The sequence below is a fragment of the Rhizobium sp. NFR07 genome (assembly GCF_900111905.1).
Classification (GTDB): Bacteria; Pseudomonadota; Alphaproteobacteria; order Rhizobiales; family Rhizobiaceae; genus Neorhizobium.
In genome coordinates this window covers 33,414-53,944 of record NZ_FOKM01000012.1, presented here as the reverse complement: position 1 = coordinate 53,944, position 20,531 = coordinate 33,414, and the positions used below count along the sequence as shown (strand labels likewise).

At 61.3% G+C, this 20,531-nt stretch carries 17 protein-coding genes; 13 read left to right on the top strand and 4 right to left on the bottom strand.

Annotation, left to right across the window (positions count from 1 at the left end; translation table 11 throughout):
* Nucleotides 1–18 precede the first annotated feature (18 nt).
* The 12 genes from BM216_RS22735 to BM216_RS22680 all read left to right on the top strand — a co-directional run bounded on the left by BM216_RS22735 (nucleotide 19) and on the right by BM216_RS22680 (nucleotide 13,723).
* Nucleotides 19–309: a sarcosine oxidase subunit delta gene (locus BM216_RS22735; protein ID WP_093001510.1), complete on the top strand. Its 291-nt coding sequence runs from the start codon at nucleotides 19–21 to the stop codon at nucleotides 307–309.
* On the top strand, nucleotides 306–3,278 hold the full coding sequence (locus BM216_RS22730) for a sarcosine oxidase subunit alpha family protein (protein ID WP_093001509.1): 2,973 nt from the start codon (nucleotides 306–308) through the stop codon (nucleotides 3,276–3,278). Before BM216_RS22735 ends, BM216_RS22730 begins: the two co-directional genes overlap by 4 nt.
* A gap of 7 nt (nucleotides 3,279–3,285) precedes the next feature.
* Nucleotides 3,286–3,837, top strand: coding sequence for a sarcosine oxidase subunit gamma (locus BM216_RS22725; RefSeq protein ID WP_093001508.1), 552 nt, complete (start codon nucleotides 3,286–3,288; stop codon nucleotides 3,835–3,837).
* Between the two features lie 85 nt (nucleotides 3,838–3,922).
* Complete coding sequence (locus BM216_RS22720) at nucleotides 3,923–4,597, top strand: TetR/AcrR family transcriptional regulator (protein WP_177230875.1); 675 nt, start codon at nucleotides 3,923–3,925, stop codon at nucleotides 4,595–4,597.
* 127 nt (nucleotides 4,598–4,724) lie between these two features.
* A complete protein-coding gene (locus tag BM216_RS22715; RefSeq protein ID WP_093001506.1) occupies nucleotides 4,725–7,151 on the top strand; it encodes a GcvT family protein in 2,427 nt (808 codons plus the stop codon).
* Between the two features lie 273 nt (nucleotides 7,152–7,424).
* Nucleotides 7,425–8,327, top strand: a complete 903-nt coding sequence (locus BM216_RS22710; RefSeq protein ID WP_093001505.1) for a branched-chain amino acid ABC transporter permease — start codon at nucleotides 7,425–7,427, stop codon at nucleotides 8,325–8,327.
* 1 nt (nucleotide 8,328) lies between these two features.
* Nucleotides 8,329–9,717: a high-affinity branched-chain amino acid ABC transporter permease LivM gene (gene livM, locus BM216_RS22705; protein ID WP_093001504.1), complete on the top strand. Its 1,389-nt coding sequence runs from the start codon at nucleotides 8,329–8,331 to the stop codon at nucleotides 9,715–9,717.
* Complete coding sequence (locus tag BM216_RS22700; protein WP_093001503.1) at nucleotides 9,717–10,616, top strand: ABC transporter ATP-binding protein; 900 nt, start codon at nucleotides 9,717–9,719, stop codon at nucleotides 10,614–10,616. Before livM ends, BM216_RS22700 begins: the two co-directional genes overlap by 1 nt.
* Nucleotides 10,616–11,344, top strand: coding sequence for an ABC transporter ATP-binding protein (locus BM216_RS22695; RefSeq protein ID WP_093001502.1), 729 nt, complete (start codon nucleotides 10,616–10,618; stop codon nucleotides 11,342–11,344). The genes BM216_RS22700 and BM216_RS22695 overlap by 1 nt, the downstream gene beginning before the upstream one ends.
* A 39-nt stretch (nucleotides 11,345–11,383) precedes the next feature.
* Nucleotides 11,384–11,737 carry a DUF6867 family protein gene (locus BM216_RS22690; RefSeq protein WP_093001501.1) on the top strand — a complete coding sequence of 118 codons (354 nt, stop codon included), beginning with the start codon at nucleotides 11,384–11,386 and terminating at the stop codon, nucleotides 11,735–11,737.
* A gap of 139 nt (nucleotides 11,738–11,876) precedes the next feature.
* The gene (locus BM216_RS22685) at nucleotides 11,877–12,998 is read left to right on the top strand and encodes a branched-chain amino acid ABC transporter substrate-binding protein (protein WP_093001500.1); all 1,122 of its coding nucleotides are present in this window, start codon (nucleotides 11,877–11,879) and stop codon (nucleotides 12,996–12,998) included.
* Between the two features lie 203 nt (nucleotides 12,999–13,201).
* Complete coding sequence (locus BM216_RS22680; RefSeq protein WP_093001499.1) at nucleotides 13,202–13,723, top strand: PAS domain-containing protein; 522 nt, start codon at nucleotides 13,202–13,204, stop codon at nucleotides 13,721–13,723.
* A gap of 314 nt (nucleotides 13,724–14,037) precedes the next feature.
* On the opposite strand, the gene BM216_RS22675 is transcribed toward BM216_RS22680, so the two are convergent.
* The 4 genes from BM216_RS22675 to BM216_RS22660 form a co-directional block, all read right to left on the bottom strand.
* Nucleotides 14,038–14,967, bottom strand: coding sequence for a response regulator transcription factor (locus BM216_RS22675; protein WP_093001498.1), 930 nt, complete (start codon nucleotides 14,965–14,967; stop codon nucleotides 14,038–14,040).
* Nucleotides 14,960–18,346 (bottom strand): hybrid sensor histidine kinase/response regulator, encoded by a 3,387-nt coding sequence (locus BM216_RS22670; RefSeq protein WP_093001497.1) that lies wholly within the window; start codon nucleotides 18,344–18,346, stop codon nucleotides 14,960–14,962. Before BM216_RS22670 ends, BM216_RS22675 begins: the two co-directional genes overlap by 8 nt.
* 86 nt (nucleotides 18,347–18,432) lie before the next feature.
* Entirely contained in the window at nucleotides 18,433–18,777 is a 345-nt protein-coding gene (locus tag BM216_RS22665) for a DMT family transporter (protein ID WP_093001496.1), read from the bottom strand.
* The gene (locus BM216_RS22660) at nucleotides 18,774–19,343 is read right to left on the bottom strand and encodes a TetR/AcrR family transcriptional regulator (RefSeq protein WP_093001495.1); all 570 of its coding nucleotides are present in this window, start codon (nucleotides 19,341–19,343) and stop codon (nucleotides 18,774–18,776) included. Before BM216_RS22660 ends, BM216_RS22665 begins: the two co-directional genes overlap by 4 nt.
* 300 nt (nucleotides 19,344–19,643) lie before the next feature.
* On the opposite strand from BM216_RS22660, the gene BM216_RS22655 reads away from it, so the two are divergent.
* The gene (locus BM216_RS22655; RefSeq protein WP_244530273.1) at nucleotides 19,644–20,468 is read left to right on the top strand and encodes an ornithine lipid ester-linked acyl 2-hydroxylase OlsC; all 825 of its coding nucleotides are present in this window, start codon (nucleotides 19,644–19,646) and stop codon (nucleotides 20,466–20,468) included.
* The last annotated feature ends 63 nt before the right edge of the window (nucleotides 20,469–20,531 follow it).

Sequence of the window (20,531 nt, the reverse complement as noted above, 5' to 3'; positions counted from 1 at the left end):
TTTTCGCTGAGATATCCCATGGCAAGCCTCATCACCTGCCCCCATTGCGGGACAAGACCCAAGGAAGAGTTCTCCATTCGCGGTGCGGCGCTCAGGCGGCCGGATCCCGCCGCGTCGGACGAGGTCTGGCAGGCCTATGTCTATGTGCGGGACAATCCGAAGGGGCGCTACCAGGAATACTGGCACCACGCCGCCGGCTGCCGCCGCTGGCTGGTGGTCGAGCGCGACAATTTCAGCCACGAGGTTTTTGGCGTGGTCGATGCCGGTGGCGCTGCCGAGACAAAAAGCCAGGCGAGGGCGGGCGAATGACATCCTATCGTCTCGGAGCGCCCGCCGATGGATCGGGCAATGGCCTCAACCGCGCCCACCCGCTGACCTTTACTTTCGACGGCCGGAGCTACAAGGGGTTCGAGGGCGATACACTCGCCTCGGCGCTGCTGGCCAACGACCAGATGCTGATGGGCCGCAGCTTCAAGTATCACCGCCCTCGCGGACCGGTGACGGCAGGCTCCTCCGAGCCCAATGCGCTGATGACGATCGGGACCGGCGCGCGGGGCGAACCGAACGTGCGCGCGACCGTTGCCGAACTCTATGAGGGGCTGACGGCCGTCAGCCAGAACCGTTGGCCATCGCTCTCGACCGATTTCGGCGCGGTCAACGGCCTGTTCGGGCCGCTGCTCGGAGCCGGCTTCTACTACAAGACCTTCATGTGGCCGGCGATGTTCTGGGAAAAGATTTACGAGCCGCTGATCCGCAAGGCGGCCGGCCTCGGCAAGCTTGCCATGCAGGCCGATCCCGACCGCTACGAAAAGGCGTGGGCGCATTGCGACCTGTTGGTCATCGGCTCCGGTCCCGCGGGGCTGATGGCAGCGCTCGCCGCCGGGCGGGCCGGTGCGCGTGTCATCATCGCCGATGAAGGTTTCCAGCTCGGCGGCTCGTTGCTCTCCGAGAGCGTCTCGGTGGGCGGGGTTTCCGCAGCCGATTTCGCCCGCAGCACGGTCGAGGAGCTGACATCGCTTGCCAATGTCACGCTGATGCCGCGCACCACCATTTTCGGCTGGTACGACGACATGGTGTTCGGCGCGGTCGAGCGCGTACAGAAGCATGTGGGAACGCCGTCGCCCGACCTGCCGATGGAACGGCTGTGGCGCATCGCCGCCAAGCGCGCCATCCTCGCTTCGGGTGCAGAAGAGCGGCCGCTGGTCTTCGGCGGCAATGACAAGCCCGGCGTGATGACCGCGAGCGCGATGCGGACCTATCTCAACCGTTACAGCGTATCGGCGGGTACCAAAGTTGCCGTCTTCACCAATGGCGGATCCGGCTACCGGACCGCGGCAGACCTTTCCGCAAGCGGCGTCACGGTCAGCGCGATCATCGATGCGCGGGCGCAGTCGAGTGATGTCGTGCCAGAAGGGGTACGCGTCATTCGCAGCGGCGCCGTCGTCGACACGAAAGGGCGTCTGCGCCTCGACGGACTGATCGCCGAACGGTCCGGCTTCCAGGAACAGATCGAGTGCGATGCACTGGCCATGGCCGGCGGCTGGTCGCCCGTCGTGCACCTCATGTGCCAGCGCGGCGCCAAGCCCGTCTGGTCCGACGACGCGCAGGCCTTCATGGCGCCTGATGTCGGCGCGGCGTTTATTGCGGCCGGCTCGGCTGCCGGATGCGATACGATTGCCGCCTGCCTCAAGGATGGTGCCGAGAAGGGGGCGGCCCTCTGCCTGGCGCTCGGTTTTTCCTCCTATGCGGCCAACATTCCCGAGGTCGAGGGCGATTACGATCCGGCCTTTGCACCGCTCTGGTATGTGCCCGGCGCGAAGGACAAGGCCTTTGTCGATTTCCAGAACGATGTGCATGTGAGCGATCTCGGCATCGCACAGCGCGAAGGCTTTGGCCATATCGAGCATACCAAGCGCTACACGACCGCCGGCATGGCGACCGACCAGGGCAAGCTCGGCAATGTCAACACGATCGGCATCGTCGCCGGCATGCGTGGCGTCTCGCCGGCCGAGATCGGCACGACCACGTTCCGGCCGTTCTATACGCCAGTTTCCTTCGGCGCTCTGGCGGGCACGTCTCGCGGCGAGCATGCCGCGCCAGTCAGGACCTCGCCGCTGCACGACTGGGCGAAAAAGAACGGCGCGACCTTCGTCGAGGCCGGTCTCTGGCATCGCTCGGCCTGGTTCGCCCGCGAAGGCGAAAAGGGGTGGCGCGATAGCGTCGACCGCGAGGTGCTGAATGTCCGGCATAATGCCGGGCTGTGCGATGTCTCGACGCTTGGCAAGATCGAGATTTTTGGCACGGGAGCGGCGGAATTCCTCAACCGTGTCTATTCTAACGCCTTCCTCAAGCTGCCGGTCGGCAAGGCCCGCTACGGCCTGATGCTGCGCGAGGACGGGATGATCTTCGACGATGGCACGACCAGCCGGCTTGCCGAGAACCACTATGTCATGACCACGACGACCGCCTATGCCGGCGAAGTGATGGCGCATCTGGAATTCGCCAGCCAGACCTTCTGGCCGGAGCTCGATGTCCGCTTCGTCTCGGCGACCGACCAGTGGGCGCAGATGTCGCTGGCCGGACCCAAGGCACGCGCGATCATGAGCCGCGTGGTGGAAGACGACATTTCCGACGCCGCCTTCCCCTATCTTGCGGCAAAGACGGTGACATTGCGCGGTGGGTTGAAGGCGCGCCTGTTCCGGATTTCCTTCTCGGGCGAACTGGCCTATGAGCTGGCAGTTCCCGCCGGTTACGGCGAGGCTGTCGCCGATGCGATCATGGAGGCCGGCCGGGACGAGGGGATCTGCGCCTACGGCGTCGAGGCCCTCAACGTGCTGCGCGTCGAGAAAGGCTTCATCACCCATAGCGAGATCGATGGCCGCACCACTGCCGACGACCTTGGCTACGGCAAGATGATGGGCATGAACAAGCCGGATTTCATCGGCAAGCGCCTGTCCAGCCGCTTCGGCCTCACCGCCGCCGACCGGGCGCAGCTCGTCGGCTTGAAGCCGATTGAGGCTGACAAGGAATTCAAGGCAGGCGCCCATCTCCTGAAGGAGGGCGCAAGCCCTTCAATGGCGAGCGACCAGGGCTGGGTGTCCTCCGTCTGCCATTCGCCGACGCTCGGTCATATGATCGGCCTCGCGATGCTGAAGTCCGGCCGAGAGCGCTATGGCGAGAAAATACTCGTTTGGGATGGACTGCGCGGATCCGAGGTGGTGGCGGAGGTCTGCTCGCCGGTCTTCGTCGATCCCGACAACAGAAAACTGCAGGGTTAGGATCGCCATGTCGCTTGCTCTCTTCCATCGGCATGTGCTCGAAGACCATCTCTCCGGCTTCGAAGCCAATGCCAATCCCAACCACCTTTCGGTGGTGCGTCGTCCGGCGATCTTCTCCGTTCTGGCGCATCGCGGGCAGGGCGCCGCCGTCAGGACGGCGCTGTCGTCGGTCGCGGATACGCACATCCGCGATTGCGGGCCCGAAGAATGGCTGCTGGTGTCGCGGACCTCAGGTGCCGCTGCCGTCGAAACGGGCGTCGCAGAGATTGCCGGTGCGTCGCATGTCGACCAGAGCGATGGCCGCGTGCTGATCGAGATCCACGGGCCGAGCGTACGCAGGATTTTGGCGAGATGCGTGGCGCTCGATCTGCATTCCGACGTCTTTGTCATCGGCGCATCGACGAACGCTCTGTGCTGCCACGTGGCGGTCAATCTTGCCCGCACTGGCGACGACAGGTTCGAGATCGTCGCGCCACGCTCGTTCGCCGGTTCGCTCTTCGAGGAACTGATGGAGATGGGACGCGAATTCGCGCTTACCGCCTCCTTCAGCCGCGACTGATCGCGTCGATATCGATGCCTCATCATGCTGGTGCCTTGATCCGGGTGCATGCGGGCTTGCAGTTTCATTCGAAGGGATACGCGGTTTGAAAAGCGCGACCAGATCCGCTGCCGGACGCCCGCCGGCATTGACCGATGAGGCGCGCAAGGCACTGATCCTGCAGGCAGCCGAGCGGGTGTTCGACGAGCTCGGCTACGGCGAGGCGACCATGGAAGAGGTGGCGCGTGCCTGCGGCATGGCGAAGAAAAGCGTCTACAAGCTGTTTCCCGACAAGGCGGCGCTGTTCGGCGCGTTGATCGACAGCCACGACATTCCCAAGCTGAAGGTCTCCGGCCGCGCCCGGCCGGCACAGACGCCGGAAGAGCAGCTGTCGCGTGTCCTGAGTCAGATGTGCGCCTATGTTCTCTCGCCCCGCCAGATCCTGTTGACGCGGTTGGTCATTTCGGAGGCCGGCAAGGCGCCGGAACTGTCCGAGCGCTTCTACCGGGACTGCGTGGTGAAGGGAAAAGCCTTCATCGTCGGCGAACTCGAGCGGCAAGGTTTCAAGCCGCTGGATGACGGGCCGACACCCGACATGCTGGCCGACATGTTTGTCGGCGCGACGCTCGGCACGTTGCATCTGCGTGCCCTCATGCTCGGGGCCGATCCAGGCGAGCTGCAGCGGGAACTCGAACAGCGGGTTGCCTTCGCCGCAGGGATGCTGCCGCGCCTGCTCGCGGCCGGCGGAGCCGAAAACGGGGATGCCGCGCAGGGAACATAGAATGGGCAGTTCGCGACATCAGGCTTCGCAGAACGGACTACTAGGCCCCCGGAATTGCCGTTAGGCTCGCGCCATTCTTGTCCTCAAGGCGCTCGATGTGCCGGCGCCGCAAAGCCGGAGATTTTGAATGAAGAGCCATGCCCGCGTTGTCGTGATTGGCGGCGGTGTCGTCGGATGTTCCATCCTCTATCACCTGACGAAATTCGGCTGGACCGACGTCGTCCTCGTCGAGCGTTCGGAGCTGACATCGGGCTCGACTTGGCATGCGGCGGGCGGCATGCACACGATCAACGGCGACCCGAATGTCGCCAAGCTGCAGAAATACACGGTCGAGCTCTACAAGGAGATCGAGGCCTATTCCGGCCAGGATATCGGCCTGCACATGACGTCCGGCCTGATGCTGGCGGCGACGAACGAACGTTTCGACTGGTTCAAGTCGCTGCTCGCCAAGGGCAAATATGCCGGCGGCGAGGCGCGTCTCGTTTCGGTCGAGGAAGCGCATGAGATGATGCCGCTGCTCGATCCCAAGGAATTCGTCGGCGCCGTCTTCGATCCCCATGAAGGTCATCTCGATCCCTATGGCACGACCCATGCCTATGCGAAGTCGGCGAAGAAGAACGGGGCCGAAATCTATCTCCACACCAAGGTCGAGGAACTGATCCAGCTGCCGGACGGCATGTGGAGGGTGGTCACCGACAAGGGCGAGATCCGCGCCGAGCATGTCGTCAATGCGGCCGGCCTCTGGGCGCGCGAGGTCGGCCGCATGGTCGGGCTGGAGCTGCCGGTGCTCGCCATGGAGCATATGTATCTCATCACCGAGGACATGCCCGAAGTCATCGACTTCAACCAGAAGGCCGGACGCGAGCTGATGCATTGCGTCGATTTCGACGGCGAGATCTATATCCGCCAGGAACGCAACGGCATGCTCATGGGCACCTATGAGAAGGACTGCCGCCCCTGGTCGCCGATCGAGACGCCCTGGACCTTCGGCCACGAACTGCTGGCCGAGGATATCGAGCGCATTTCCGGCGAGCTGGAAGTCGGCTTCTGCCATTTCCCGGCCTTCAACAATGCCGGCATCAAGACGATCATCAACGGCCCCTTCACCTTCTCGCCGGACGGCAATCCGCTGGTCGGGCCGGTGCGCGGCATGACGAATTACTGGTCGGCCTGCGCCGTCATGGCAGGTTTCAGCCAGGGCGGTGGCGTCGGTCTGGCGCTGGCGCAGTGGATCATCAACGGCGATCCGGGCTTCGACGTCTTCGCCATGGATGTTTGCCGCTACGGCGATTACGCGACGCTCGCCTATACCAATGCCAAGGTGCGCGAAAACTATTCCCGTCGCTTCTCGATCCGTTACCCGAACGAGGAATTGCCGGGCGCGCGTCCGCTGCTGACGACGCCGATCTACGACAAGCTGAAGGAGAAGGGCGCCGTGTTCGGCGCGTCCTACGGGCTTGAGACGCCTCTGTGGTTTGCCCCGGAAGGCGTCACGGATGCTTTCTCTTGGCGTCGCTCCACCGATTTCGACTACGTCGGAAACGAGGCCAAGGCGGTGCGCGCCGGCGTCGGCATGATGGAAACCTCGGGCTTCGCCAAATATCTCGTGGCCGGTGAAAGTGCCCGCGAGTGGCTGGACGGCATGCTGGCGGGCAAGGTGCCGCAGCTCGGCCGCATGACGCTGACGCCGATGCTGAACGATGCCGGCAAGCTGATCGGCGACTTCACGCTGGCAGCACTCGAAGACGACGAATTCCTGCTGATCGGTTCCGGCATTGCCGAGGACTATCACATGCGCTGGTTCGAGCAGCATCTGCCCGAGGATGGTTCGGTGGAGATCGACGCGCTCAATCTCGGCCTGCTCGGCCTGTCCATTGCAGGACCGAAAGCCCGCGATGTGCTGCAGAAACTGACCCATCTCGACCTGTCGGATGCGGCATTTCCGTTCATGGCTGTGCGCGAGATCGATCTCGGCATGGCGCCTGTAATCCTCGGCCGCGTCAGCTATACCGGCGACCTCGGCTACGAGATCTGGATGAAGCCGGAATACCAGCGCTACCTGTTCGACGCGATCATGGAGGCCGGCGAGGAATTCGGCATCTCGCTCTTCGGTCTTCGGGCACTCAACGCCCTGCGCGTCGAAAAATCCTTCGGTAGTTGGTCGCGGGAATACCGGCCGCTCTATGGCGCGCAGGAAGCCGGGCTCGGACGCTTCATCGCTTACAGCAAGCCGGCCGACTTCATCGGCAAGCAGGGCGCACTGGAAGAAAAGGCGAGCGGCGGCGAATTGCGGCTGGTCACGCTAATCGTCGATGCAAAGGATGCCGACGTGATCGGTGACGAGCCGATCTCGCTCGATGGCGAGGTGAGGGGATGGGTGACGTCCGGCGGCTACGCTCATGCGTCCGGTGTCTCGGTCGCCATGGGCTACGTTCCGAAGGAGATTGCGGACAGGTCGGATGGGTGGGAGATCGAAATCCTCGGCGAACTTTTCCCGGCCAAGCTCCAGTCGCAGCCGTTGTTCGATGCCAACGGATCGCGGATGCGCTCCTGAAAATTGTAAAACTCTATAGAAATATTTCTACCGGAAGGCGGTGTTATCCACACCGTCTTCCGCACAGATTTTGGCTGTTAAGTGCCGCATTTCTGGCATTTATGGGCGGTTTTACGCCATTTCGAGCAAAAGCTCGTGAAATTTGATTTGCCTCTTTCTTTTGCACTTCACATTTTTAGCGAAACGGATAGGAATCAAAAAAATTGAAGATCCCATAAGGGACATCGAACGAAGAGGTGCGGCCAGCACGGTCCGCATCCCAGGGGAAACTGCATGGAATACTTTATCCAGCAGCTCGTGAACGGGCTGACTCTCGGATCCATCTATGGCCTTGTCGCAATCGGCTACACGATGGTTTACGGCATTATCGGCATGATCAACTTCGCCCATGGCGATATTTTCATGCTCGGCGGCTTTGCCGCTCTCATCATCTTCCTGATCCTCACCTCATTCTTCGTCGGCATTCCGGTAGCGCTTCTGCTGCTGGTCATGCTCATCGTCGGCATGCTGATGACGGGTCTGTGGAACTGGACGATCGAGCGCATCGCCTACAGGCCCTTGCGCGGTTCGTTCCGCCTGGCGCCGCTGATCACTGCCATCGGCATGTCGATCGCGCTGTCCAACTTCATCCAGGTGACGCAGGGCCCGCGTAACAAGCCGATCCCGCAGCTCGTCACGGATGTCTATCACATCGGCGCGCTGACGATCTCGCTCAAGCAGATCCTGATCGTGGTGATCACGGCCATCCTGCTCGCAGCCTTCTGGTTCATCGTCCACAAGACGCCGCTTGGCCGCGCCCAGCGCGCCACGGAGCAGGACCGCAAGATGGCGGCGCTGCTCGGCGTCGACGTCGACCGCACCATCTCGATCACCTTCATCATGGGTGCTGCTCTCGCGGCGGTCGCCGGTGCCATGTACCTGATGTATTATGGCGTGGCCTCCTTCAACGACGGCTTCATCCCTGGCGTGAAGGCCTTCACCGCGGCTGTTCTAGGCGGCATCGGCTCGCTGCCGGGCGCCGTTCTCGGTGGCCTCCTGATCGGCCTCATCGAAAGCCTGTGGTCGGCCTATTTCTCGATCGCCTACAAGGATGTCGCGACCTTCGGCATCCTGGCTTTCGTGCTGATCTTCAAGCCGACCGGCATTCTCGGCCGTCCGGAAGTGGAAAAGGTCTGACATGACGACGCAGTTGGAAAAGAACGAACCCGGCCTCATGGCAAAGGCCGTGAAGGAAGGCGTGTTCGCCGGCCTCATCGCCTTCGGCATGTTTCTCCTGTTTGTCGGCATCGAGACCTATCAGGACATCAACAACCAGCTGGTCTGGCGTACGCGCTGGGGCCTGCTCGCCATCTTCGTGGCCATCGCCGCCATCGGGCGCTTCCTGACGGTCGGCTTCATCAAGCCGCATCTCGACAGCCGCAAGCTCGCCAAGGCCAAGAGCGGCGTGCTCGAGATCTCCGACCAGAAGAGCTTCTTCCACAAGCACTTCCTGAAGATCGCTCTGCTCTTCCTGGTCTGTTATCCGTTCCTCGCGATGCTGATCTTCGGCCGCCAGGGCTCGCTGAAATATGTCGACAATTTCGGCATCCAGATCCTCATCTACGTGATGCTCGCCTGGGGTCTGAACATCGTCGTCGGTCTCGCCGGCCTGTTGGACCTCGGCTACGTCGCTTTCTACGCGGTCGGCGCCTATTCCTACGCGCTGCTTTCGGCGAATTTCGGCTTCTCGTTTTGGCTGCTCCTGCCGCTCGCGGGCATCCTGGCCGGCTTCTGGGGCATTATCCTCGGCTTCCCAGTGTTGCGTCTGAGAGGTGACTACTTGGCAATCGTGACGCTTGCCTTCGGTGAGATCATCCGTCTGGTGCTTATCAACTGGACCGATGTCACCCGCGGCACCTTCGGCATCTCGGGCATCGCCAAGGCTTCGTTCTTCGGCATCTGGTCCTTCGATGTCGGTGCTGCCAACAACTTCAACAAGGCCTGGGGACTGCCGAGCTCGTCGGTCTATTACAAGATCTTCCTGTTCTACGTCATCCTGGCGCTCTGCCTGCTCACCGCCTATGTGACGATCCGCCTGCGCCGCATGCCGATCGGCCGTGCATGGGAAGCGCTGCGCGAGGACGAGATCGCCTGCCGTTCGCTCGGCATCAACACGGTCATGACCAAGCTGACGGCTTTCGCCACGGGCGCCATGTTCGGCGGCTTTGCCGGCTCCTTCTTCGCCGCCCGCCAGGGCTTCGTCTCTCCGGAAAGCTTCGTCTTCCTGGAATCGGCGGTCATCCTGGCGATCGTCGTTCTCGGCGGCATGGGCTCGCTCACCGGCATCGCGATCGCGGCTGTCGTCATGGTTGGCGGCACCGAGCTTCTGCGCGAGATGGAATTCCTCAAGCATGTCTTCGGCCCCGACTTCACGCCTGAACTCTACCGCATGCTGCTCTTCGGTCTGGCGATGATCATCGTCATGCTGTTCAAGCCGCGCGGCTTCGTCGGCTCACGAGAACCGACGGCCTTCCTCAAGGAACGAAAGGCTGTCTCCGGCAGCTTTACCAAGGAAGGTCACGGCTGATGGCGACCGGAACGACGATGACATCCAATACGGCAAGCAACATGGCTGGCGATACGCTGCTCAAGGTCGAACACCTGTCGATGAAGTTCGGTGGCCTTATGGCGATCAACGACTTCTCGTTCGAAGCCAGGCGCGGTGACATCACCGCGCTGATCGGCCCGAACGGCGCGGGCAAGACCACCGTGTTCAACTGCATCACCGGCTTCTACAAGCCGACGATGGGCATGATCACCATGCGGCAGAAGAACGGCGAGGAGCATCTCCTCGAGCGACTGCCGGATTTCGACATTACCAAGAAGGCGAAGGTCGCGCGCACCTTCCAGAACATCCGGCTGTTTTCCGGCCTGACTGTTCTGGAAAACCTGCTGGTCGCGCAGCACAACGTGCTGATGAAGGCTTCGGGCTTCACCATTCTCGGTCTGCTCGGCCTGCCGGCCTATCGGACGGCTGCTGCCGACGCGATCGAGAAGGCACGCTACTGGCTGGAGAAGGCCGATCTGATCGATCGCGCCGACGATCCGGCGGGTGACCTCTCCTACGGCGCCCAGCGTCGCCTGGAAATTGCTCGCGCCATGTGCACCGGGCCGGAGCTGCTCTGCCTGGACGAGCCGGCGGCCGGTCTGAACCCGAAGGAATCGCTGACGCTGAACGCGCTTCTGCGCGGCATTCGCGACGAGGGCACATCGCTGCTCCTGATCGAGCACGACATGTCGGTCGTCATGGAGATCTCCGACCATGTCGTGGTTCTCGAATATGGCCAGAAGATTTCCGACGGCACGCCGGACCATGTGAAGAACGACCCGAAGGTGATTGCTGCCTATCTCGGCGTCGAGGATGATGAAGTTGAAGAAATCGAGGAAAAGCTCGACAAGGGCGTTATCGAAGAGGGGACCGTCTGATGGCCGGTGAAACCCTTCTGAAGGTTCAGGGTGTCGAGACCTATTATGGCAATATCCGTGCACTTGCCGGTGTCGATGTCGACGTCAACAAGGGCGAGATCGTCAGTCTGATCGGCGCCAATGGCGCCGGCAAGTCGACGCTGATGATGACGATCTGCGGCAGCCCCCAGGCGCGCGTCGGCCAGGTCATCTTCGACGGCGAGGACATCACCAAGCTGCCGACCCATCTGATTGCCCGCAAGCGCATCGCCCAATCGCCTGAAGGCCGCCGCATCTTTCCGCGCATGACCGTGCTGGAAAACCTGCAGATGGGCGCCAATCTCGACAACCTCAAATACTTCAAGGAAGACGTCGAGAAGATCTTCGTGATGTTCCCGCGTCTCAAGGAGCGTCAGAGCCAGCGCGGCGGCACGCTTTCGGGCGGCGAGCAGCAGATGCTGTCGATCGGCCGCGCATTGATGGCGCGCCCGAAGCTGCTTCTCCTAGACGAGCCTTCGCTTGGTCTGGCACCCCTGATCGTCAAGGGCATTTTCGAGGCGATCAAGAAGCTCAACAAGGAGGAGGGACTGACCGTCTTCCTCGTCGAGCAGAATGCATTCGCAGCTCTGAAGCTGTCCGACCGCGCCTATGTGATGGTCAACGGCAAGGTGACGATGAGCGGATCGGGCAAAGAACTGCTTGCCAATCCGGAAGTGCGCGCCGCCTATCTCGAAGGAGGCCGGCATTGAGCGCGATCATTCTTATCCTGGCCATCGGGAGACACTGACATGCAGGGCCTGTTCTTCGAAACCGATACGGGCGTTCGCTACTTCCTCCGTGGCATGGTGATGCTGCTCGGCTTCTGGACGGCGTGGCGCGCCGGCAAGGCGGTCGCGGATGGTTGGGGCGGCTACGGGCAAGTCATTGCCTATACGCTGCTGCTCGGCGTCGTGATGCGGTTCATGCATTACGCGCTGTTCCAGGGACCGTTCATCAGCCCCTTCTACTACGTCATCGACGTTGTGCTTCTGGCGGTGTTTTCGTTCAGTGGATTCCGCATTCGCCGCACGCGCCAGATGGTTCAAAACTACTACTGGCTCTACGAATCGACCTCGGCCTTTTCGTGGAAGAAGAAAGATTGACAGCAGGACTTTTCTGACTTCAGATTAGTTTGGGTCGAATAAGAAATACACCAAAGGTGGAACAGTTTTCCGGCGCAGTGATGGTGGGTATTGCGCTGGAGCCCAAATATGCACTCACCTAAAAACTGGGAGTAAATCCATGAAGAAGTCTCTTCTTTCTGCTGTTGCACTGTCGGCCATGGTTGCCTTCAGCGGCAACGCCTGGGCCGATATCGTGATCGGCGTTGGTGGTCCGCTGACCGGCCCTAACGCTGCATTCGGCGCACAGCTTCAGAAGGGTGCCGAACAGGCTATCGCCGACATCAATGCCGCTGGCGGCATCAATGGTGAGAAGCTTTCCATCGCACTCGGCGACGACGTGTCCGACGCCAAGCAGGGCGTTTCCGTCGCCAACAAGTTCGTTGCTGACGGCGTGAAGTACGTGGTTGGTCACTTCAACTCGGGCGTTTCCATTCCGGCTTCGGAAGTCTATGCCGAAAACGGCATCCTGGAAATCACGCCTGCTGCAACCAACCCGGTCTTTACCGAGCGCGGTCTGTGGAACACGTTCCGCACCTGCGGCCGTGACGACCAGCAGGGCGGCGTTGCCGGCAAGTATCTCGCCGACAAGTTCGCTGACGCAAAGATCGCCATCATCGACGACAAGACCCCGTATGGTCAGGGTCTTGCTGATGAAACCGCAAAGGCCTATGCCGCTGCGGGCAAGAAAGAAGTCATTCGCGAAGGCGTCAACACCGGCGACAAGGACTTCTCCGCCCTCATCGCAAAGATGAAGGAAGCCGGCGTTTCGATCATCTACTGGGGTGGCCTCCACACGGAAGCCGGCCTGATCATCCGCCAGGCCAAGGATCAGGGCCTCAAGGCAACGCTCGTTTCGGGTGACGGTATCGTCTCCAACGAACTGGCCTCGATCGCCGGCGACGCTGTCGAAGGCACGCTCAACACCTTCGGTCCGGACCCGACGCTGATCCCGGAAAACAAGGAACTGGTCGAGAAGTTCAAGGCTGCCGGCTTCAACCCGGAAGCCTACACGCTCTACTCCTATGCCGCCGTTCAGGTCATTGCCGAATCCATCAAGGCTGCCGGTAGCGCCGAAGATGCTGAAGCCGTTGCCAAGGCCATGCACGAAGGTACGTTCAAGACCGTTCTCGGCGACATCGCCTTCGACGAGAAGGGCGACCCGAAGCTTCCCGGCTACGTTATGTACGAGTGGAAGAAGGGCCCGGACGGCAAGTACAGCTACTTCCAGCAGGGCAGCTAAGTTCTGCAGCGTGCCATTTCGGATCAGGAGGAGCCCGGTTTTTGCCGGGCTTCTTCGCATCTTGGGGGTGTAATGAGGCAATTGTTCCGATAAAACGTAAGCGCGTATTGGCCATGCAAGAGTTTGCAGGTTAAAACGTGCAATTTACGAAATGCTAATGTTCCAAAATAAGTCGGACTTCAACTTCCGATTACAGGACCAGAATGCCCCTTACCAATGACCAACCGCACGCCGCGCTTCTGCCCGGCGGTATGGGATTCTTCAGTTGGGATCTTGCCGCTGACAAACTCTATGGAGATGCCGTTCTGGCGGACTTTTTCGGCCTCGATCCGGCGGTAGTCGCATTGGGCGTTCCCATCCTGACGGTTATCGAGAAGATCACGGATGAGGATCGCCCCTTGGTGGCGGAATCGATCCATCGGGCGATCACGACCGGCGCGTTGCGCCAGCAGCGCTACCGCATCCGCAACGAGCGCCACGGATTGGTCGATGTGTTTTCGGTCGGTCGCTGTCTGAGGGACGGGCAGGGCACGCCGTCGATCTACAATGGCACCATCATCGATGCGGCGACGGGCGTGGTGAAGCTGGAGTCGGACGCGCTTGAGGAACACTGCCAGTCGGCGCTCGGCATTGCCGAAAGACAAGGCAATGAACTCGCTGCGCGTTACATTTCCTGCGCGCTTCGTGCGATCGGGGGCATTGCCGGCATCACCGGCGCACGCTGAAAAAGCGCGAGCCGCTCGATCAGGCTGGAAACCCTTTCGGCCTTTTCGGACGAGGGGATTTCTGTGGTCGCAGTCTTGCGCTTCAAAGCCTTGACGGCGAGCATGAGTGCGTTGAGCGGGGAGGTGTTGGTGTCGGGTGTCATCGTGCAAACCTGTGGATGCACACGGCTCATAGATGCTTCGTGGTTGCAGCGCAACAAATGCCTGATTGCATTGTCTCATAAGCATATTCTAATTCGAGAATATAGATAGTTAGTCAGTTATTCTGGTCAGCCTCGGCATCTTGGAATTTCCATTTCGAGGGACTACTCTCGTTATTGCTGTTCTCCATGCAGCGCATGGGCTGCCTTGACCGCAGCGGAGGCGCGGTTCTCCACGCCGAGCTTCACATAGATCTGCTCGAGATGCTTGTTCACGGTGCGGGAGGAGAGGCCGAGAATCTCGCCGATGTCACGGTTGGACTTGCCCTTGGCTATCCAGACGAGCACTTCCGATTCCCGCGCGGTCAGCGGAAAATGCCCCTTCAGCACCTCGATATCTGTCCGGCGGCTGTTGACCGTCAGACGAAACAGGAATTCGTCCGCGCCGAGCCCACCAAGATAGGAGAGCTGCAGGCCCTTTTCCTCCGCCTGCGACAAGGCGAATGGCGCCTCGCGGGCGAAATCGGGGCGATCCCGTTCTTTCATCCAGGCCGAAATGCGGGCGGCAACGAGTTCAAGTCCCTCGTCGCTGTTCGTAGCGGCATTGATCAGGCGGGTCGCCTGCGGGGTGGACCACTGGATGCTGCCGTCAGCCCTGACTGCGAGAAGGTGCCGTCCTGCCGCATCGAGAGCCACCCGCGCGCTCTGGGCGGAGCGGGCATTGGAGAGATGGACACGGATGCGTGCGCGCAGCTCGTCGATATTGATCGGCTTGGTGAGATAGTCGACGCCGCCGGCATCTAGCGCGTGGACCACGTGCTCGGTTTCGGTCAGGCCCGTCATGAAGATAACAGGCACCTGCGTCACGCCGCCACTGGTCTTCAGTCTGCGGCAGGTCTCGAAGCCATCCATGCCGGGCATGACCGCGTCAAGCAGAATGAGGTCCGGGGTTATCCGGTCAACGATGTTGAGCGCCGAGGCGCCAGAGGTGGCGATCAGCACGGAGAAGCCGGAGCGTTCGAGCGCTTCGGTCAGGAAGCCGAGTGCTTCCGGGCTGTCGTCGACAAGAAGGACGATATCTCGAGGGAGCGCCTGTTCAACCATTGTGCGTCTCCTCGTTTTCCACTCGCGTCAGGTATTTCATGTATCCCGCCATATCGAAGGCTTTGACAAAGACGCCGAGCTCCTCTGCAAAAGGCCTGTGGTTCTCGTTTGCGGCGAGATCGGCAAGCTTGGCTTCGATGCCGCGGACATAGCCGATCTCGCCCAACCTCAAGAGGTCCTGCAGATGCGTCTTTCCAGGGCTTTTCACGGGCTTTCGCAGCACAGGTGAGGGCGTCGGCGCGGCATCCGTTTCATAAATCCATTCGAGGCCGAGATGGGAGGCGAGCTTGTCCGCAAGGCGCCTTATGTCGACGGGCTTGGCGATCGCATCATTATGGCCGGCATCAGGCGGCACCGCGGCGACGCCGTCGCCGATATTGGCCGACAGCATGAGGACCGGAGCCAACTGGTCCATCTCGCGCAGTTTTGCCACAAGCTGCCAGCCGTTCATGTCCGGCATGGATATGTCGACAAGGAAGAGGTCGGGCGTGGTGCCCTCGATCAGCGTCAGGCAGTCAAGGCCGCCGGTGGCCGTCAGCACGACAAAATCCATCGGTGCCAGCACCTCGCGCATCAGGTCGCGATGGTCCTGGTTGTCGTCGACGACGACGATGGTGCGGCGCGGGCCGGTATAGGAGACGATCTTCTTTTCCGGTGCCGGTGCGGTATTGGGGCGTTCGATCGCCGACAGCATCAGACGCACCCGGAAGGTCGAGCCGACATCCTTGGTGCTGGTCGCGATGATCTCGCCGCCCAGCGTGTTGGTCAGCAGTTGGGTGATGGTGAGGCCGAGGCCGAGGCCGGGCATCGGCCGAAGGCTTTCAGCCTCGCCGCGCTGGAACGGTTCGTAGACGCGGCCGAGATCCTTTTCGGCAATGCCGCGGCCGGTATCGGCGACGGTAAAGGTCGCCACCTGGCTGCGATAGGCGATCTCGAAGCGGACGGTTCCCTCGTCGGTGAACTTGATGGCGTTCGACAGAAGGTTGACGAGGATCTGCCGCAGCCGCTTTTCGTCGGTGCGCACATATTGCGGCAGAAGAGAGGAGCGGATGTGCTCGAAGGCCAGACCCTTCGCCTGGGCCTGCAGCGAGAACATCTCGACGATCTGGTCGAGAAAGTCCTGGATGTTGATCTCGTTGGAATAGACTTGCAGCCGGCCTGCCTCGATCTTCGAAATGTCGAGCAGGCCATCGATCAGGCCCGAAAGATGGTCGGCCGAGCGCTTGATGACCTTGATCGCCGATTGCCGCGGCGCGGGGATCATCTCGTCCCGTTCGAGGATCTGCGCATAGCCGAGTACGGCATTGAGCGGCGTTCGGAGTTCATGGGAAAGGCCGACGACATAACGGCTCTTGGCGCGGTTTGCCGACTCGGCGGTATCCTTGGCGTCCTGCAGGGCGGCGTCGGTCTTCTTGTGGGCGGCGATTTCCTTCAGGAGCAGCGTGTTCTGGCGCGAGGACTCTTCCTCGGCCACCACCCGGCTGTCATGGGCTAGCACATAGAACCACGAAACGATGCCGGCGATGATGGCGAAGACGAAGAAGACGATCGAGATCGTGCCGTAGATGATCTCGGCATTGGCGGGTGCTGCTTCGCCGGCCTGATAGGCGACCATGGCAAGGATCGCGCCCATGATCGAAATCGACGTGACTGCGGTCGCGGCATAACGCCCGAGCCGAGTCGTCAACTTGGCGATGACGTGTTCGGGCAGGAATGAGCGGGCGACGGTTCCGACCTGGGTGTTCAGCCTCGCATTGGGCTTGCACATGTCGTGGCAGCGGCTGTCGAGCGAGCAGCAGAGCGAACAGATCGGCGCCGCATAGGCAGGGCACCACGCCATGTCTTCAGGCTCGAACGGATGCTCGCAGATGGAGCAGGTGATGGAGGTCTGGTTCTTCCAGCTCTGGCGCGGCTTGCGGGCCAAGTAGTATTTGCCTCGTGTCGCGAAGGCGGCCGTCGGCGACAGTACGAAGGCGATCAGCGTGACATAGGTGGCGAGCGATGCCATCAGCGGCCCGAACAGGCCGAAATGGGCGGCGAGCGCCACGGCGGCGGAGCCCAGCATGGAGATCAGCCCGACCGGGTTGATGTCGTAGAGATGGGCCCGCTTGAACTCGATGCCTTCAGGCGCAAGTCCAAGCGGCTTGTTGATGAATAGATCCGCCGAAATGGTGCAGAGCCAGGCCATGGCGATTATCGAGAATATGCCGAGCGTCGCTTCCAGCAGCCGGTAGATGCCAAGCTCCATCAGGAGGAGCGCGATTGCGACGTTGAAGATCAGCCAGACGACGCGGCCCGGATGGCTGTGGGTGAGCCGCGAGAAGAAGTTCGACCAGGCGAGCGACCCGGCATAGGCGTTCATCACGTTGATCTTCAGCTGCGAGACGACGACGAAGGCGGCCATCAAGAGGAGAGCGGCCGTCTCGTTCGGGATCATGTAACCGAAGGCGGCGAGATACATATGCGCGGGATCTGCGGCTTCCCGGATCGGCACGCCGGTCGACAGTGTCAGCACAGCCAGGAAAGAACCTGCGAGCAGTTTCGGCACCCCGACCACGACCCAGCCGGGGCCGGCCAGGAAAACGGCCAGTCGATGGCGCCATTTGCGCTGGCCTTCCGCAGGCAGGAAGCGCAGGAAGTCCACCTGTTCGCCGATCTGCGGCATCAGCGCCAGGATGACGGCGGAGGCTGCGCCGAACTCGACGAGGTCGAAGGGAGCCGCGCCGCCGACCTGCGCATTGGAATGGCCGACGCCGGCAAAGGCACGCCAGAGATCGAACTTGCCCCAGTCGAGGAAGGCGATGAAGACGAACGGAAGGATATTGAGGACGATCCAGAAGGGCTGGGTCAGAAGCTGGAAGCGCGAGATCAGCTGCACGCCGTAGATGACCAGCGGGATCACAACGACGGCGCTGATGATGTAGCCGATCCAGAGCGGAATGCCGAAGGCGAGCTGCAGTGCGCCCGTCATGATCGACGCCTCGATGGCGAACAGCATGAAGGTGAAGCTCGCATAGATCAGCGAGGTGATGGTCGAGCCGATATAGCCGAAGGAGGCGCCGCGGGTGAGCAGGTCGATATCGACGCCGTGGCGGATGGCGTAGCGGCTGATCGGCAGGCCGACCACCAGCATCAGGATGGCGGCCGCGATGATGGCGAAGAAGGCATTGGTCGTGCCGTAGGACAGGGTGATCGCCCCGCCGATCGCTTCCAGCGCCAGGAAGGAGATCGCCCCGATCGCCGTATGGGAAATCCGGCTCGACGAAAAGCGACGCGCGCTCTTGGCGGTGAAGCGCAGCGCATAGTCTTCCAATGTCTGGTTCGCGACCCAGCGATTATAATCTCGCCGGATCGGGATGATCCGTTGCCGCGCTGCCATGCCTGTTTTTTAATCCCCTCTGGGGCGTGATCCCCAAAGAGGCATTTTCCGTGCTGCGCGCGGAATTTGCAACAGAATTGAAGCGTTTAATGCGAGACGGTGTTGGAAAAAATATTGACGACAGCGACGCCCGAAATGATCAGGCCGAGACCGATAATCGCGGCAAGATCAAGCGTCTGGCGGAAGACGATGAGACCGACGGCGGAGATCAGCACGATACCGAGGCCACTCCAGATCGCATAGGCGACGCCGACCGGCAGGACGCGCAGCGTGATCGACAGGAAATAGAAGGCCAGGCCATAGCAAAGCGCCATACCGAGTGTCGGCAGAAGCCGGGTGAACTGCTGGCTCTGTTGCAGCAATGTCGTGCCGACGACTTCAAGCGCGATCGCAACGAACAGCGATCCATAGGTGAAGAGGGCGGGGTTCACGGTGCATCCTTCCAAGTCATGGCGATCAAGCCTTCGATCAGTGCCTCTCGGCTTTCATCCGGGCCGCCGGAATAATCCAGCAGACCGGCAAGCCACAGGCCATCAGCGGCATAGCGGGCGAGCCCTAGCGTCGTGCCGCCATCGGTTTTCGCGTGGCGTGCCAGTCGCTCGGCATACCAGGTTGACCACATCGCTTTCATTTCGGGATCGGTCAGCGAGGATAGGGGCAGGGCGTTCCATTGCTCGCTCGTCCGTTCGCCATCCGCCTTGGCGAAGGCGCGGATATAGGCGCGGGTGAAGCGGCCATGGGGCTCCGCATCGGCCGCGATCAACTGATCGATTTCGGCATCCAGCTGCTCCAGCAGGTCATGGAAGACGGCCTGTACAAGTGCCTGCTTGCTGGGAAAGTGGTGCAACAGGCCGCCCTTGGTGACATGGGCGGCATCGGCCACCGCCTGCAGGGTGACGGCGGGTAATCCCTGTTCGAGCGAGATCCGTGCGGCGCAATCCAGAAGGGCGCGGCGAACGGTTTCGGGTTGTTTCTTGCGTTCGTGAGCTGAGGTCATAGAGTAAACATACCAGATGGTCGGTATGTTTGAAAAGAGGCATTCGCTTGTAGCGCATTCTTAGTCAGCCGCTGAAGGGGAGAGGAGCGGGCGACAGGGGCCAATCCGGCCCGGTTCAGCAGTCATCGTTTTGCCGGATTTGGCTCGAAACTTGTGTGCCGGCTATCAAAAGAGCTGCCTTGTTTAGTCAAGCTTTCAGTCGATTTTTGCAAGTCGTTTGCCGCATAGCATGTCAAACCTGTGACACGACGGGGGCATCCCGCCGCCACGCCTGATCAAGATATCTTAAAGGCTTTTCCCGTGGACAATGTTTCTTCTCCCAATGTTTCCAAGCCCTCGCAGGATTTCGGAACGACCGGCATCGCGCCGATGGACCGTCCGAGCGCCGTCACCCGCTTCTTCATGGGCATCGTCGCCTGGGCGGAAAGGCTGAACTTCAAGCATGCGAGGCTCGGCAATCCGCCGGTTTATGACAACGCGACCTTTCCATGGGCTTCCGATGTCGAGGCCGCGGCGCCGGCCATCCGCGCGGAGCTCGACCGCATCCTTGTGCGCAAGGACGAGCTGCCGACCTTCCAGGATATTTCCACCGACGTGAAGACGATCTCTTCCGATACCGGCTGGAAGACCTTCTTCCTCCTTGGTTTCGGCATCAAGTCGGAGCAGAACGTCAAGGCCTGCCCCGAGACCTGGAAGGCGATGCAGAAGATCCCGGGCCTTACCACGGTAATGTTCTCCATCTTCGAGCCGGGCAAGCATCTTCCGGCCCATCGCGGCCCCTATAATGGCGTGCTGCGCCTGCATCTGGGTCTCATCGTGCCGGAAAACACGGGCGACGACCTCGCCATCCGCGTCAAGGACCAGATCTGCCATTGGGAAGAAGGCAAGGTGCTGATCTTCGACGATGCCTATGAGCACGAGGCCTGGAACCATACCGACAAGACGCGGGTCGTGCTGTTCGTCGATTTCGTCAAGCCGCTGAAATTCCCGGCGCGGCTGGTCAACTGGATGCTGATGCATATGGCGATCTTCACGCCGTTCATCCGCGAAGGTCTCGACAATCACAAGGAATGGGAAAAGAAGTTTTATGCGCAGGCTGAGGCGCTGCGGAATAGGCCGAACTGAAGTCGCGGTACCCCAATCTACAATCGCCGCGCTCTAGCGTTTCCCGGCCGGGCAAAGGTCCTC